13 protein-coding genes are annotated in these 14,064 nt (G+C 61.3%); all 13 read right to left on the minus strand.

Annotated elements, in window-relative coordinates; genetic code table 11:
• Window positions 1–2: 2 nt before the first annotated feature.
• The 13 genes from OA90_RS00985 to OA90_RS01045 all read right to left on the minus strand — a co-directional run bounded on the left by OA90_RS00985 (window position 3) and on the right by OA90_RS01045 (window position 13,740).
• Entirely contained in the window at window positions 3–473 is a 471-nt protein-coding gene (locus OA90_RS00985; protein WP_068405747.1) for a MarR family transcriptional regulator, read from the minus strand.
• Window positions 470–1,213: an SDR family NAD(P)-dependent oxidoreductase gene (locus OA90_RS00990; protein ID WP_068405750.1), complete on the minus strand. Its 744-nt coding sequence runs from the start codon at window positions 1,211–1,213 to the stop codon at window positions 470–472. The genes OA90_RS00985 and OA90_RS00990 overlap by 4 nt, the downstream gene beginning before the upstream one ends.
• Window positions 1,210–3,504 (minus strand): bifunctional salicylyl-CoA 5-hydroxylase/oxidoreductase, encoded by a 2,295-nt coding sequence (locus OA90_RS00995; protein ID WP_068405753.1) that lies wholly within the window; start codon window positions 3,502–3,504, stop codon window positions 1,210–1,212. The genes OA90_RS00990 and OA90_RS00995 overlap by 4 nt, the downstream gene beginning before the upstream one ends.
• Window positions 3,505–3,847: 343 nt before the next feature.
• On the minus strand, window positions 3,848–5,425 hold the full coding sequence (locus tag OA90_RS01000) for an acyl-CoA dehydrogenase family protein (RefSeq protein WP_068405756.1): 1,578 nt from the start codon (window positions 5,423–5,425) through the stop codon (window positions 3,848–3,850).
• A 12-nt stretch (window positions 5,426–5,437) separates the two neighbouring features.
• On the minus strand, window positions 5,438–5,893 hold the full coding sequence (locus OA90_RS01005; protein ID WP_068405758.1) for a DUF3237 domain-containing protein: 456 nt from the start codon (window positions 5,891–5,893) through the stop codon (window positions 5,438–5,440).
• Window positions 5,890–6,762, minus strand: a complete 873-nt coding sequence (locus OA90_RS01010) for an amidohydrolase family protein (protein WP_068405761.1) — start codon at window positions 6,760–6,762, stop codon at window positions 5,890–5,892. Before OA90_RS01010 ends, OA90_RS01005 begins: the two co-directional genes overlap by 4 nt.
• A gap of 12 nt (window positions 6,763–6,774) precedes the next feature.
• Entirely contained in the window at window positions 6,775–8,589 is a 1,815-nt protein-coding gene (locus tag OA90_RS01015) for a feruloyl-CoA synthase (protein ID WP_068405764.1), read from the minus strand.
• Window positions 8,590–8,612: 23 nt separating this feature from the next.
• A complete protein-coding gene (locus tag OA90_RS01020; RefSeq protein ID WP_068405767.1) occupies window positions 8,613–9,098 on the minus strand; it encodes a MarR family transcriptional regulator in 486 nt (161 codons plus the stop codon).
• Between the two features lie 4 nt (window positions 9,099–9,102).
• Entirely contained in the window at window positions 9,103–9,870 is a 768-nt protein-coding gene (locus tag OA90_RS01025) for a crotonase/enoyl-CoA hydratase family protein (RefSeq protein WP_068405770.1), read from the minus strand.
• Window positions 9,871–9,880: 10 nt separating this feature from the next.
• Window positions 9,881–10,645 (minus strand): SDR family NAD(P)-dependent oxidoreductase, encoded by a 765-nt coding sequence (locus OA90_RS01030; protein WP_068405773.1) that lies wholly within the window; start codon window positions 10,643–10,645, stop codon window positions 9,881–9,883.
• An 85-nt stretch (window positions 10,646–10,730) separates the two neighbouring features.
• The gene (locus OA90_RS01035; protein WP_068405777.1) at window positions 10,731–12,047 is read right to left on the minus strand and encodes a TRAP transporter large permease; all 1,317 of its coding nucleotides are present in this window, start codon (window positions 12,045–12,047) and stop codon (window positions 10,731–10,733) included.
• Window positions 12,044–12,631, minus strand: coding sequence for a TRAP transporter small permease subunit (locus OA90_RS01040; RefSeq protein ID WP_068405778.1), 588 nt, complete (start codon window positions 12,629–12,631; stop codon window positions 12,044–12,046). Before OA90_RS01040 ends, OA90_RS01035 begins: the two co-directional genes overlap by 4 nt.
• 68 nt (window positions 12,632–12,699) lie before the next feature.
• Complete coding sequence (locus OA90_RS01045) at window positions 12,700–13,740, minus strand: TRAP transporter substrate-binding protein (protein WP_068406569.1); 1,041 nt, start codon at window positions 13,738–13,740, stop codon at window positions 12,700–12,702.
• Window positions 13,741–14,064: the final 324 nt, after the last annotated feature.

A 14,064-nucleotide genomic window follows, 5' to 3' on the forward strand; every position in this document is an offset into this window, starting at 1 on the left:
CGTCAGTCCTCTTCCATCTGGCGGTCAAGAATACAATCCAGATGCGCCGAAAGCGCATCGACGTTCCCGGCCGACAGGCCTTCGAGCAGGGTGTTGATCCAGTCTTCGTGGTGCTGCGCCAGTTCCTCGAACGCCACCCTGCCCTTGGCGGTCAGCCGCGCCACCTGGGCCCTGCGGTCGCCAGGCACCGCCACGCGCAGGGCAAGGCCTTCTTCGGTCAGCTTGTCGACAATGCCGGTGACATTGCCGTTGGAGACCTTCAGGTAGGACGACAGCTCGCTCATCTTCAGGCCGTCCGGAAAGCGCGCCAGCGCGGACATCACGTCGAAACGCGGCAAGGTCGTGCCATGCTCCTCCCGCAGGTTGCGGCGGATTTCCGTCTCTATGCCGTTCACGGATTTCAGCAGCTTCAGCCACACACGCAGCCGTGCCTTGGAGAGGGTTTCGCCGGTGGGCGCCTGTGAGGGTTTCATAGCTCACCTCCCGAAAGGCTCAGCGCCTGACCGTTGACCGATTGGGCTCCGCCCGAGCAGAGCCAGAGCGCCATTGCGGCAACTTCCGAGGGCTGAATGAAACGTCCCTGCGGGTTGTCCGCCTTCAGTGTCTCTTCGGCCGCCTCCCGGCTCATGCCCGTGTTTGCGGTAATGGTGTCGATGGATCGCTCAAGCAACGGGGTTTCGACGAAGCCCGGACAGATGGCGTTCACCGTGATGCCCGTCTTCGCCAGTTCGCGGCCGAGCGCCCGCGTCAGCCCCACCACCGCGTGCTTTGCCGCACAATAGGCGCTGACATAGGGATAGCCTCTGAGACCGGCTGTCGAGGCAATCGCGATCATCCGGCCCCAGCCGTTCGTCTTCATGTCCGGCAGCGCGGCCTGCCAGACATTGGAAACGCCGATAAGATTGACCGCCAGCATCGCCTGCAGGGTCTCTTGTGTCATCTTCGCGAAGGGCACGCTTTCCGCCGCTCCGGCGTTGGCGATAACCACGTCGATCGGCCCGGCTTGCGCTCTTGCCGCTTCATACGCGGCAGCGACAGCCTCGGAGCTGGTGACATCGCAGACCTGGTAGGGCAGCGACTGCGCCGCCAGCTTCTCCTCTGTCCGGCCGAATATCGTGACCTTTGCACCTTCGTCCGCAAACAACCTGGCGCAGGCGGCTCCGACGCCACTGCCCCCGCCCGTCACGATGATATGGCGTCCTGAAACACTCATGCCCGCAAGGTCTCCGCATCCCGGTCCGAAAGCCGCCATAGCTGGTCGCGCCCTGCCAGATAGGGCAGAGGCCAGTCGCCCGCTGCCCGGTCGCCGATCCGGGCGGCTTCATGCAGGCTCCAGTAGGGATCGGACAGATGCGGGCGGCCGACAGCCACCAGATCCGCCCGCCCTGCCATCAGGATCGAATTGGCGTGATCGGCCTCGTAGATGTTGCCAACCGCCATGGTCGGCAACCCTCCCTCGTTGCGGATCCTGTCGGAAAACGGCGTCTGGAACATACGGCCGTAGACCGGCTTCGCGGCAACCGATGTCTGCCCGGCGGAGACATCGACCAGATCGACACCAGCCGCCCGGAACAGACGAGCGATCTCTACCGCCTCGTCAGGAGTTACGCCTTCGTCGCCAACCCAGTCATTGGCCGAGATACGAACCGACATCGGTTTGTCCTCGGGCCAGACGGCGCGCATGGCCGTGAAGACTTCCAGAGGCCAACGCATCCGGTTTTCAAGGGAGCCGCCGTAGGCGTCCTGGCGGATGTTGGAGACCGGGGAAATGAACGACGAAATAAGATAACCGTGCGCCGCATGCAGCTCGATCATGTCGAAGCCGGCGCGCTCGGCCATTTCGGCGGCGGCGACGAACTCGTTCCTGATCGTGTCCATTTCGGCCTGCGTTATCGCCCGCGGCACTGCGTTGTTGTCCGACCAGGCAACGGCGGAGGCCGAGACCAGCTCCCAATTGCCGTCCGGCAAAGGCTGATCCATGCCTTCCCAGCCGATCCGCGTCGAGCCTTTACGGCCCGAATGACCGATCTGGCAGCAGATCTTCGCGTCCGTTTCACCGTGTACAAAATCCGTCAGCCGCTTCCAGGCGGCCTCATGTTCGGGCGCATAAAGACCCGGACATCCCAGCGTGATGCGGCCTTCCGCGCTGACGCATGTCATCTCGGTAAAGACCAGCCCCGCACCGCCCTTGGCACGTTCGCCGTAATGCACCAGATGCCAGTCGGTCGGCGCACCGTCGACGGCCTTGTACTGGGCCATCGGCGACACGACGATGCGGTTCTTCAGCTCCATGCCGCGCAGCTTGAACGGCGCCAACATCGGCGGCCGTACCGGGTTGTCGGCGCTGACGCCAGCCTGATCCATGAACCAGCGCTCGGCTGACTCCAACCAGCCCGGATCGCGCAGACGCAGGTTTTCGTGGCTGATCCGCTGGGACCGCGTCAGCATGGAATAGTTGAACTGAACCGGATCGAGATGCAGATAGCGCTCCACGTGCTCGAACCATTCCAGCGAGTTGCGGGCCGCCGACTGCAGGCGCAGAACCTCGAGCCGGCGCTCCGCTTCGTAGCGCGCGAAGGCGGACGCCATATCCGCTTCCTCATTCAGGAGGTTGGCAAGGGACATCGCCGATTCCAGCGCCAGCTTGGTCCCCGACCCGATGGAGAAATGCGCCGTCGCCGCCGCGTCGCCCAGAAGGACGACGTTCTCATGGCTCCATTTTTCGCACAGGACACGCGGGAACCGGATCCAGGCCGAGCCCCTTATGTGTTTTGCATTGGTCATCAGGGGATGACCACCCAGATGATCCTTGAAGATCTCCTCGCAGGTCCGGATGCTGTCCTGCTGGCTCATCTCGCCGAAGCTGAAAGCATCGAAGGTCTGCTGCGTGCATTCAACAATGAAGGTCGCTGTGTCGGCATCGAACTGGTAGGCATGCGCCCAGACCCAGCCGTGCTCCGTTTCCTCGAAAATGAAGGTGAAGGCGTCCGCGAAGGTCTGATGCGTGCCGAGCCAGACGAACTGGCACAAACGCTGGTCGATATCCGGTTTGAAGGTGTCGGCATAAAGCGTCCGGGTCCTGGAGTTCAGACCGTCACTGGCAACCACCAGGTCGTAGTCGCGGCGATAATCCTCCGCGCTTGCCACTTCCGTCTCGAACTTCAGATTGACACCCAGATCCCGGGCGCGCTGCTGCAGGAGCGTGAGCAGCTTCATCCGGCCGATACCGCAAAAGCCGTGACCGGAGGAAACCAGCCGCTCTCCGCCCATATGCAGTGCGATATCGTCCCAATAGGCGAAATTTTCACCGATGGCTTCGGCGCTGACCGGATCGTTCGCCGCCAGATTCTGCAGGGTTTCTTCCGAGAGCACCACACCCCAGCCGAAAGTGTCGTCCGCGCGGTTACGCTCGATGACATCGATCTCGTGAGAGGGGTCACGCAATTTCATGGAGATGGCGAAATAGAGCCCCGCAGGCCCTCCGCCCAGACACGCGATCCGCATATGACCCCCTTGCGCTTGCTTCAGTACCCTCAGCGAACCACAGGATCAGATTTACTTCAACCCTAAAATTTCAAGCTTAAAATATTTCGAAACCCAACAGCGATCCACTTTCTCCCGGCCAGGCGCCTGCGGGTGAGGATAACCGCGGCAATCGGATCTGAGCGTGCCGCAGAAACCGCCCGTCATTTAAAAGGATCCGGTACATCAAACGGTTTCCGATGAACCACTTTTCGCTGGTGCGTTTGGGGAACGGAGGTCTTGATGATGGTTACCTCTCGCAAACGCATCATCAGGAGTTCCTGAAATTTCGGTTCTTTTGACGTATTCAGCCCCTTGCCAAAGGTCATCCAAAGCTGGATTGCACGTCACCGAGACCCAGCGCCCTGTCCGCGAGACCCCTGATACGCAGGGGATCGGGATGACAGTCCGCGGCCTCCGCCATACGCGCCCACAAGCACGAGACAAGCGCTCCGGACGTCAGTTGCATGAAGGCATGCGCCTGCGACCCCGGATCAGAACCCGCCGCGATCCGCTCGCGTGCACCGCGCCATGTCTCAAGGGAGTCTTCAAGCACCTGCCGGCCGATCTGCCGGGCGGTGCATTCCTCCAAAAGGAAGCTCTCGAACGCATCCCCCGCCGGACCGGAAAGCAGACGGGTCACCAGGGCCTTTTCGTGAATGCCGTTCGCCCCTTCGTAGATGGCGGTGATACGGGCATCGCGGTAAATCTGCTCCAGCCCGTATTCGCGCAGATAGCCATAACCACCCAGCACCTGCATGCCCAGTTCGGCCGCGCGCATTCCCGCCTCGGAGCAGTAGACTTTTGCCACCGGCTTGAGGAACTCGGCGAGATCGGGTGTGTCGCCGGTTTCGATAGCCACGAGCGTCAGATGCGCCACCGCGCGCCCGGCAAGAGCCAGGGTATCGGTTTCGTCGAGCATCCTGCGGACATCCGCATGCCTGTCTATGGTGACCGACTTGCCGTCGGGTCCGCGTCCCTGAACGCGCTCGGCGGCATAAGTGGAAGCGATATCGAAGGCGCGCGCGGCATGGGCAACACCCTGCAGCGCCACATCGACCCTTGCGTGGTTCATCACGGTGAACATCGCCTGCAGACCCGCCCCTGCTTCGCCGATGAGTTCCGCCTCCGCCCCGTCAAAGGCGAGCTGGCAGGTGGGCGAGGCATGCAGTCCCATTTTCTCTTCGATCCGGGTGACCGAGATCCCGTTGCGGGACCCGTCCGCACGCGTGCAGGGAGACATGAACAGGGAAAGTCCCTTCACCCCGTCGTCCGAAGTGCGCGCAAGCACAAGATGATGGATGCGTTCGCTCATGTTCTGGTCGCCACCGGAAATGAAGATCTTCTCTCCCGTCAGGCGCCAGCCGCTGCCCGAAGGAACAGCCTTGCAGCGAATCCGGCCAAGATCAGACCCCGCCTCCGGTTCGGTCAGGCACATGGTTGCCAGCGCTTCGCCGGAGGCCAGCGCGGGAACGAAACGGGCCTGCTGGCCCGCAGTGCCAAAGGACAACAGCGTGCTGACGGCGCCCGGCACGAGACCGGTCACCATCTGAAGGCTGTGGTTCGCACCGGAAAAGATCTCCGACGTGACGGCCAGCACCGTGCCGTCTTGGCCCTGGCCGCCGAATTCCTCCGGAACCGTCAGACCCGGCCAGCCCTGTTCGGCGTAAGCCTTGTAGGCGTCAGTAAAGCCCTCCGGCATCCGCACCCGTCCGCCTTCCAGCCGGCATCCCAAACGATCGCCCGGCTCGTTGAGCGGCGCCAGTTGCTCTTCGGCGAAGGACGCGAAGTGTTGACCGATTTCAAAAGCCAGATCTCCGTCCCAGTTCGCAAGACTGCAGGCTCCGGCAACGTGGTTCAGCGAAAAGAGAATGTCGTCGAGCGGCGCGGAAAACGGTTTCATCGGAACAGGTCCTCAATCAACGGAAAAGAGCGATACCAGAACGGCGGCGGCGAGCCGTCTGCCGGTGCCGACAAAGATCATCCGGTTGACCCATTCGTATCTCGGGTCTCCTGTTTCCAGGCGAGCCGTTGTACGAAAATAATAATGCGCCGGATCGACATCCTCCCCACGGGCCAAGGCCTGCAGGACCTCCGGCGGTCCGTGCCGCACGCCCTTGTTGACGATCTCGATCAGCGCTCCATCTTCGGTTTCGAAGGCATAGCGCGTGTCGATGTCGGCCGAACCGTCGGCAAGGACCGTCTGCCAGTCGGCGCCAAGGTCAAGCACCCTGCCGCTGACCTTTCCCGTCGCCGTACCGCCGATGATCGGAATGATACGGCGTCCGCCGCAGCGTCCCTGCCCCATCTCCCGTACAGGGCCGAGCAGCACTTCGAGATCGCAGAAGTGGCTGAGCGCGGGAACACTCATGTCAGGCCCAGAAGCCGCGCCGCATTTCCCTTGATGATGTCGGGACGCAGCTCGTCCTTGATGGAGATCTTTTCAAAGTCCGCAAGCCAGCGCTCGGGTGTGATCATCGGCCAGTCGGAGCCGAACAGCACCTTCTTCTTCAGGATCGAATTGCAGTATTTCACCAGAATTTCAGGAAAGTATTTCGGCGACCAGCCCGACAGGTCGATATAGACATTCGGTTTATGCTGAGCGACGGCCAGAGCCTCTTCCTGCCAGGGAAAGGACGGATGGGCGAGGATGATCTTCATGTCCGGAAAATCGACCGCGACATCGTCCATATACATCGGATTGGAATATTTCAGCCGCATGCCGTTGCCGCCGCGCATGCCGCTGCCGACACCGGTCTGGCCGGTGTGAAACAATGCAATCGCACCTTCCGCGGCAATTTCCTCGTAGAGGTCGTAGGCCATCCGGTCATTGGGATAGAAGCCCTGCATGGTCGGGTGAAACTTGAAGCCCTTGATGCCGAATTCCTTCATCATCCGACGGGCTTCCCGCGCGCCGAGCTTGCCCTTGTGCGGATCGATGGAGGCGAATGGGATCAGGACATCGTCGTTCTCGGCGGCCAATTCGGCCACTTCCTCGTTCTTGTAACGGCGGTAACCGGTTTCGCGTTCCGCATCGACCGGAAAGATCACCGCGGCAATGTTCTGCTCGCGGTAATGGGCGGCGGTTTCCGGCACGGTCGGCGGGTGGCTCCATGGCGCGCGGAAATATTTCGCCATCGTCGACTGCAAGTCGTCATAGCCGTCATCGGAATGACAGCCGCACGGTTCTTCCGCGTGGGTATGGATATCGATTGCCCGGACTTTTGAAATGTCGACCATCTCGGTTTCCCCTCAAATCGTGACCACAGCCGGGTCGTTGTCGTTGTAAAGCCGCTCCAGCAGCTTCTCGCGGCGCGTCAGCACCTTGCGGACATTCAGATTGCCCTTTGCAGTCATTTCACCCTCCGGCATGGACGGCGGTTCGCTAAGAACAATGGCGCGGAACACAAGCGCCGAGCTGCCGCTGATTTCGCGCGCCCGTTCGCTCAACCTCCGGTGGATCTCTCCCTGCAGCAGCGCGCAGCCATAGGCCCCGTCCTCCTCCTGGAGACTGAAGCCCTCGCGGTTCAGCTCCGTGACATTCGGGAATATCATCACCCCGATCTGCTTGCGGTCCGCACCGGTGATGACCAGATCGGCCGCGAGCGGCGCCATGCGGGACAGCATGTCGAGTTTCAGCTGCGCTGCCCGCACCCAGGTGCCGGACTGCAGCTTGAAATCCTCCGACATCCTGCCATCGAAACGCATCCCCTTGTCGGGATCGTTCTCGTCGAGGAACACCATCGCATCGCCGGTGATGAAGAAACCTTCCTCGTCGAAAGCCGCCTCTGTCTTCTCCGGGTCCTTGAAGTAGCCCTGCATGATATTCGGGCCCTTGACGCGCACCTCGCAGCGCATGTCCTCATCCGGGAGGAGTTTCACCGTGACGCCGTTCACGGGCACGCCGACAATACCGGAACGCGGAGCCGGCTCCTGCTGCATCATTGCCGAAGGCGCGGTTTCCGTCAGCCCCCAGGAAGAGGTCATCAGCGGAATTTCCCCCTTCACCTCCATCGCCATGCGCTCGAAACCCGACCAGACTTCCTGCGGCAGCGAAGCCCCTGCATAGAAGATCAGGTCGAGCCCCTCGAAAAAGCGCTGCCGCAGGCCGTCGTCCTTCTCAAGTGCGCCGAGCAGCATGCCGAAACCAAGCGGCACGTTGAACGCCAGAGTGCCGGTTTGCAACGACAGGTTTTCCAGCGTGCGCTCGAACAGTCCCTTCACCGGCTTGCCGTCGTCGATGTAAAAACTGCCGCCATTGGCAAGCATCATGTTGAAATTATGCGAGCCGCCGAACACGTGGTTCCAGGGCAGCCAGTCCATGATCACCGGAGGCCGTTCCCGCAGGAACGGCAGGGCATCCGCGAGCTGGGCCTGGTTGACGCACATCATGCGGTGGGTCGTCGGAACACCCTTAGGACTGGAGGTGGACCCGCTGGTCATCAGGATCTTGCCCACCGTGTCTGCGGTCACTCTCGCAAACGCCGCATCGACATCGACGCTTTCGTCCCCGTTCAAAAGCTCGCCGAACGCGGTCACCGGTGCAGACCCCGGACGGCTGGCAACGATTTCGACTGAATGCAGCGCATCGAGGGCAAGTGCTTCTCCGAACTGGTCGGCATCCACCACATAGGCCATCCGCGGCCGGATCAGGCCGATGACTTCCCTGAGGCGGCCGTGCGCCCCATGTACCAGCGAATACTGCTCGGCGACGGGTACGACGGGAACTCCGATATACTGCGCGGCAAGTGCCAGAAGACCATGATCGACACCATTGCCCGACATGATCAGGATCGGCGTATCCGGTCCCATTCCGCGCGCCAGCAGGGACGCGCCGATTGCCCGCACCTGGCCGAGCACGCTTTCATAACTTTCCTGCCGCCAGCCGGCGCCGCTTCTCTCTGCCAGAAAAACCCGCTCCGGAGCGGCCTTCGACCACATATGCAGCCAGTCGCCGGTGCGCTCGACCGTTGGACTGAGCGCATGACGGGAGGTGAGCAGAATGGACCCGTCGGCGCGCTGTTGCCGTTCAACGGCGTGAGACTGAAATTTCGATGTGCGTTTCATGACTGTTTCCTCCCAATGCCGTGTCAGCTTTCCCGCTGACGGTTTTTCTCGACACGCTGCATGACCTCCATCGACACCGCGAGAGCCTCCGCCGCCACGCCTCGCAGGAAGGCCTGCTCATGCGCGGATACCGCGGCAAAGCTCTTTTCAAAAAGTCGTCTTCCCGCCAGCGTCGCCTTCAGGGCGTAGGCCCTGCGGTCTTTCGGAAGCCGGTCGCGGATGATCAGTTCCCGCCGTTCCAGTTCATCGACGATGACAACGAGATTCGGCCGTTCGATATCCATCGCCTGTGCAAGCTGCGCCTGACTGAGACCGGGATTGTCCACCACCAGAACAAGAGCCGTGTATGTCAGCATTCGCAGATCGAACGGCTTCAACGTCCGGTTCAGATCCGACTGGATCACATTGAACGTGCGCTTCATCTGGTAACCGTAAAACGCCCGCAGGGTCGTGTCGCTGACGCTGTGGGCGCCAGTCTCCAGAGCGGGTTCGGGGGCTGACTTTTTCATGGCGTCACCTGAAGGTCGGATTGCGTTTTTCCAGAAAAGCCGCAAGGCCCTCTACCGCATCCGGGCTGGTTTGGGTGATGGCCGCGCACAGGCTTTCGGTGAACAGCCCGTCGGCTTTCGACATGTCCTCGATCCGCGCGAGCGCCTGGATCATGATGTAGTTGGACAGCGGTGCGTTGGAGGCGATCCTGCGAGCAAGCTCCTGGGCCTTGGCAAGTGCGCCCCCTTCCTCCACGGTATAATGCGTCAGTCCAAGAGCCAGACCCTCAGCCGCATCGTATCTGCGCCCGGTCAGCATCATCTCCGTCATCCGGTCCGCGCCGAGAATGCGCCCCACCCGGACAGATGCGCCGCCGCCTACGAAAATGCCGCGCCGCCCCTCGGGCAACTGGAAAAAGGCCGTCGGGTCGGCAACGCGCACATGCGTGGCTGCCGCCATCTCCAGGCCTCCACCGATGACCGCGCCGAACATGGCAGAGACGACCGGCAGACCGCTGAACTGGATCCTGTCCATGACCTGGTGCCAGCCCCGCGAATGGCGCATGGTGCCTTCCGCATCACGGGCGACATGTTCGCTGAGATCGAGGCCGGAGCAGAAATGCCCCGCCGTCCCGGTGATGACGACGGCCTTGGTTTCCTTCGACGGGTTCGAAAAGAAACCGTCGATGGCGGCAAGCAGCTCGTCGCACATGGCGTTGCGCTTGTCCGGGCGGTTCATGGTCAGGGTCGCGACACTGTCGCTCAGTTCAATGTTCAGCATCGGTTCACTCATGGTTTCTTCCTCAGCGCGGCGGCAGGCGCACGGCGCCGTCCAGACGAATGGTCGTCCCGTTTAGGAACGGATTGGCGACGATATGCGCGGCAAGCAGGGCGTATTCGTCCGGATCTCCCAGGCGGGGCGGGAACGGAATATTGGCGGTGATCTTCGCCGAAACCTCTTCCGGCAGTCCGGCCATCATCGGCGTCTGGAAAAGTCCGGGGGCAATACCCACGACGCGGATTCCGTGCTGGGCAAACTCGCGTGCTGCCGGCAGGCACATGGAGGCAATACCGCCCTTGGACGCTGCATAGGCGGCCTGGCCGAGCTGCCCGTCTTCCCAGGCGACCGAAGAGGTGTTGATGATCACCCCGCGTTCTCCGGTTTCCAGCGGCACCAGCGACATCATCCGGCGGGCGGCATGGCTCATCACATTGTAGGTGCCGAACAGGTTCACCCTGAGCGTCTTCTCGAAGACGTCGAAGGACATCTTGCCCTCACGGCCGACAATCCGCGCCGCATGTCCGACGCCCGCGCAGTTCACCACGATCCGCGGCGCGCCACCCAGATGCTGCGCAGCTTCCTCCAGCGCACTGTCGACCGCCGCCTGATCTCCGACATCGGCCTGAACCGCGTGGCCGCCGCATTCCCGCGCCACGCTCCCACCGCGCTCGCTATCGAAATCGAGGATCGCGACCCGGGCGCCGAGCGACGCAAGGTGACGGGCGGTCGCCGCGCCGAGGCCGCTGCCTCCTCCTGTCACGAGCACGGTCTGTCCGGAAGTCAGCATCACAGCACCTCTAAACCTGTTTGCTTCATCATTGTTATATTCCATACCTATTTAAACCCGCCGAAACCCCGGCCCCGCCCTCCGGTTAACCGGAGATCAGGAACAGGGTGATCGAGGGGAAGAGCACAAGCAGGATAACCCGCACAATGTCGGAAGTGACGAACCAGAGGACCGCCTTGTAGGTGTCCTTCATCGGCGTCGTCCGGTCGATGGCGTTGATAATGAACAGATTCATGCCGACGGGCGGCGTTATCAGCCCGACCTCGACGACAATCAACACCAGGATACCGAACCAGATCGCCAGATGTTCCGGGCTCATGCCGAACTCCAGAACGCTGATCACCGGAAAGAAGATCGGGATCGTCAGCAGGATCATCGACAGGCTGTCCATCAGGCAGCCGAAGACCAGATAGAAGAGCAGGATCAGGGTAAGAATGACCCACGGGCTGAAACCCTGACCGACCACCCAGCCGGAAAGCTCCTGCGGCAGCTGGCTCAACGCCAGGAAACTGTTGTAGAACGCCGCACCAAGAACGATGAAGAAGATCATCGCCGTGCTGAGCGCCGTCTGGATGATGCTGTCCAGAAACATCTTGCGCGTGAGATTGCCCGAAACCAGGGCGAGCAGCCCTGTTCCCGCGGCCCCGACGGCGGCGCCCTCGGTGGGGGTAAACCAGCCCCTGTAAATCCCGCCGACGACAAGGCCGAAGACCAGCAGAACCGGCCAGACATCCATCAAGGCCCTGACACGTTCGGAATAGGGAACAGGCTCACGCGTGCCGGCCGCTTTTGGGTTGAGGCGCACATAGATGGAGATCGTGATCATGTAGCCGATGGCGGCCAGAATACCCGGCACGAATGCCGCCAGAAACAGCTTGGCGATATTCTGTTCCGTCAGAATGGCGTAGATAACCAGAATGACGGAGGGCGGGATGAGAATGCCGAGCGTGCCGCCGGCTGCAAGCGTCGCTGTTGAAAACCCGCCGGAATAGCCGTAACGGCGCAGCTCGGGAAGCGCCACGCGGCTCATGGTGGCTGCTGTCGCGAGTGACGAACCGCAGATCGCGCCGAAGCCCGCACAGGCACCGACCGCAGCCATCGCGACGCCGCCCTTGCGGTGGCCAAGCCAGCTTTCGGCCGCCTTGAACAGCGATGCTGACATGCCCGAATGAGTCGCGAACTGCCCCATCAGCAGGAACATCGGAATGATGGTCAGCGAATAGCTGGAGAAGGTCGTGTAGGTTTCGCTCTTCAGCTTGGCCAGAAAGATGTTCGGATTGCCGGTGGCGAGATATAGCCCTCCGAGGCCGCACAACAACATGGCCAAGCCGATCGGTGCGCGCAGGAATATCAGGACCAGCAGCACGGGAAACGAGAGATACCCGAGTTCGAGCAGGCTCAATGGACTCCCCCTTCCATATCGTCAATCAACTGGCGTCCCGAAATCAGTTCGACAACGCTGGCGGCAGCGCAGTAGATCGCGACCACAGATGCGACCGCCGCGGCACCGAAACTGAGCGCGTAGGACCACCAGATGGGGAACTGCAAGATGAACGTGGTTTCCGAATAACGCATCTTGTCCTCCATCCCGACGAACAGACGCCATGTGATGAGCAGGATGACGGCACTGAGGAGAACTTCCCAGAAGGTCGACAGGAAACGGTTCAGGCCGCGCGGAAAATGGCTTGCGAACACATCCACCGTCGCATGCGCCTTGCGCAGCTGGCAGATCGGCAAAAACGCGAAGATGGTGAAGCTGATCCCCGCCTCGACAAGCTCAAAATCCCCGAAGACGGGTCCGACGCCTGTGGCGATCAGCGCCTTCGCGGCAGATTCCGACATCGACGTCAGAAACGCGGAATGCCCGAATGTATTGAGCCCGCGCCCGAGTACGCTCACGCATGTCAGGGCGATCAGCGCCGTCAGCACCAATCCGCCGAGGATTGCCATGAAGCGTGCGAGGCGCTCCACCAGGGTAAACAGCATTATTCAGGGTTCCTGCGGGAAATGTCTCCCGGAAGACAATCTTCCGGGAGACCGGTTGGTCGGAAAGATCAGTTGCTCATCAGTTCCGCCGCCCGCTTGCGCAGGCCGGTACCGTCGAGACCCTTCTCGTCCATTTCAGCCGTCCACTCCTCGATCGTTCCCTGGGCGGCAGCTTCCCATTGCGAAGCCTGTTCGGGCGTGAGGGTAATGATGTTGTTGCCCATGTCGACCGCAGCCTGGCGCGGACCGGCATCGTCTGCCTGCATCTGCTTGCCTGCGAACTTGGAGAACTCCAGTCCGGAATTCGCATCGATCACGGCCTTAAGGTCATCAGGCAACGACTCGTATTTGTCCTTGTTCATGGCGAACAGGAAAGTGGTCGTGTAGATCGCCTTGCCGGGGAACTCGGTGTGATTTTTAACAAGTTCGTTCACCTTGAGCGCACCGACGACTTCCCACGGGATGACCGTTGCATCCACCACACCCTTGCTCAGGGCTTCGGGAATGGCGGGCACCGGCAGGCCGATGGGCGTCGCGCCGAGGTTGGAGAACAATTTGTTCGTCACCCGTGTCGGCGCACGAAGCTTGACACCGTTCAGGTCGGAAAGCTCCGTGATCGGCTCGCTGGAATGGATCACGCCCGGTCCGTGCACCCACAGGGCCAACGGTTTGAACGGCGCGAATTCCGTATCCATCATTTCTTCTTCGGCGAGCTTCCAGTACGCCTCGGATACCGTCTCCGCGTCCGTCATCGTGAAGGGCAGCTCGAACACTTCGGTACGCGGGAACCGGCCGGGCGTGTAACCGGCGACCGTCCAGACGATGTCGACAACGCCGTCGACGACCTGGTCGATCAGCTCCGGCGGCTTGCCACCAAGCTGCATGGCGGGATAGCGCTCGATCTTGATACGCCCGCCCGATTCTGCCTCAACCTTGTCCGCCCACGGGTCAAGAACGTTCTTGGGAACGTTTGCCTGCGCGGGCAGAAACTGGTGCATGCGAAGTGTGACTTCCTGCGCCAGCGACGTCGATGCGGTTCCGGCAAGTGCGATTGCCGAAACGGCTGCAGCTGCCGCGAATGTCGCGAGCTGCTTGTGGAAGTTGATCATCATGTCCTCCCTTTCAGATCAACATTACAAACTGACCGGAGTCCTCCCCTCGATCATGTAATGAACTATAATAGTTATATCGTATAACCTGTTTTGAGGTCCTGTCCATCATGAAATGATGGCGGGGAAATGCCGCAAGATTGCACGAAGCATGAGCTGCGCCGCCGTTCCGGCTGGTTTTCCGGAGCTAAACTGGATCCGCGCATCACCCTGTCCTCTTACAACGCATGTCCCCCGGCCGGCACCTTATCACTGTTCTCCCGAAAGAAAATCCACCTGAAACTAAACTTGTGCCGTTCCTTCAGGTTAAGATATCAGCTCATG

Origin of the sequence: Labrenzia sp. OB1 (assembly GCF_001624695.1) — a bacterium.
Lineage (GTDB): Bacteria > Pseudomonadota > Alphaproteobacteria > Rhizobiales > Stappiaceae > Roseibium.

Excerpts from the sequence above, each read along its gene's own strand:
- OA90_RS01025 (WP_068405770.1), bottom strand. The coding sequence starts at position 9,870 with ATGAGTGAACCGATGCTGAACATTGAACTGAGCGACAGTGTCGCGACC.
- OA90_RS00985 (WP_068405747.1), bottom strand. The coding sequence starts at position 473 with ATGAAACCCTCACAGGCGCCCACCGGCGAAACCCTCTCCAAGGCACGG.
- OA90_RS00995 (WP_068405753.1), bottom strand. The coding sequence starts at position 3,504 with ATGCGGATCGCGTGTCTGGGCGGAGGGCCTGCGGGGCTCTATTTCGCC.
- OA90_RS01020 (WP_068405767.1), bottom strand. The coding sequence starts at position 9,098 with ATGAAAAAGTCAGCCCCCGAACCCGCTCTGGAGACTGGCGCCCACAGC.
- OA90_RS01005 (WP_068405758.1), bottom strand. The coding sequence starts at position 5,893 with ATGAGTGTTCCCGCGCTCAGCCACTTCTGCGATCTCGAAGTGCTGCTC.
- OA90_RS00990 (WP_068405750.1), bottom strand. The coding sequence starts at position 1,213 with ATGAGTGTTTCAGGACGCCATATCATCGTGACGGGCGGGGGCAGTGGC.
- OA90_RS01045 (WP_068406569.1), bottom strand. The coding sequence starts at position 13,740 with ATGATCAACTTCCACAAGCAGCTCGCGACATTCGCGGCAGCTGCAGCC.
- OA90_RS01000 (WP_068405756.1), bottom strand. The coding sequence starts at position 5,425 with ATGAAACCGTTTTCCGCGCCGCTCGACGACATTCTCTTTTCGCTGAAC.
- OA90_RS01030 (WP_068405773.1), bottom strand. The coding sequence starts at position 10,645 with ATGCTGACTTCCGGACAGACCGTGCTCGTGACAGGAGGAGGCAGCGGC.
- OA90_RS01015 (WP_068405764.1), bottom strand. The coding sequence starts at position 8,589 with ATGAAACGCACATCGAAATTTCAGTCTCACGCCGTTGAACGGCAACAG.
- OA90_RS01040 (WP_068405778.1), bottom strand. The coding sequence starts at position 12,631 with ATGCTGTTTACCCTGGTGGAGCGCCTCGCACGCTTCATGGCAATCCTC.
- OA90_RS01010 (WP_068405761.1), bottom strand. The coding sequence starts at position 6,762 with ATGGTCGACATTTCAAAAGTCCGGGCAATCGATATCCATACCCACGCG.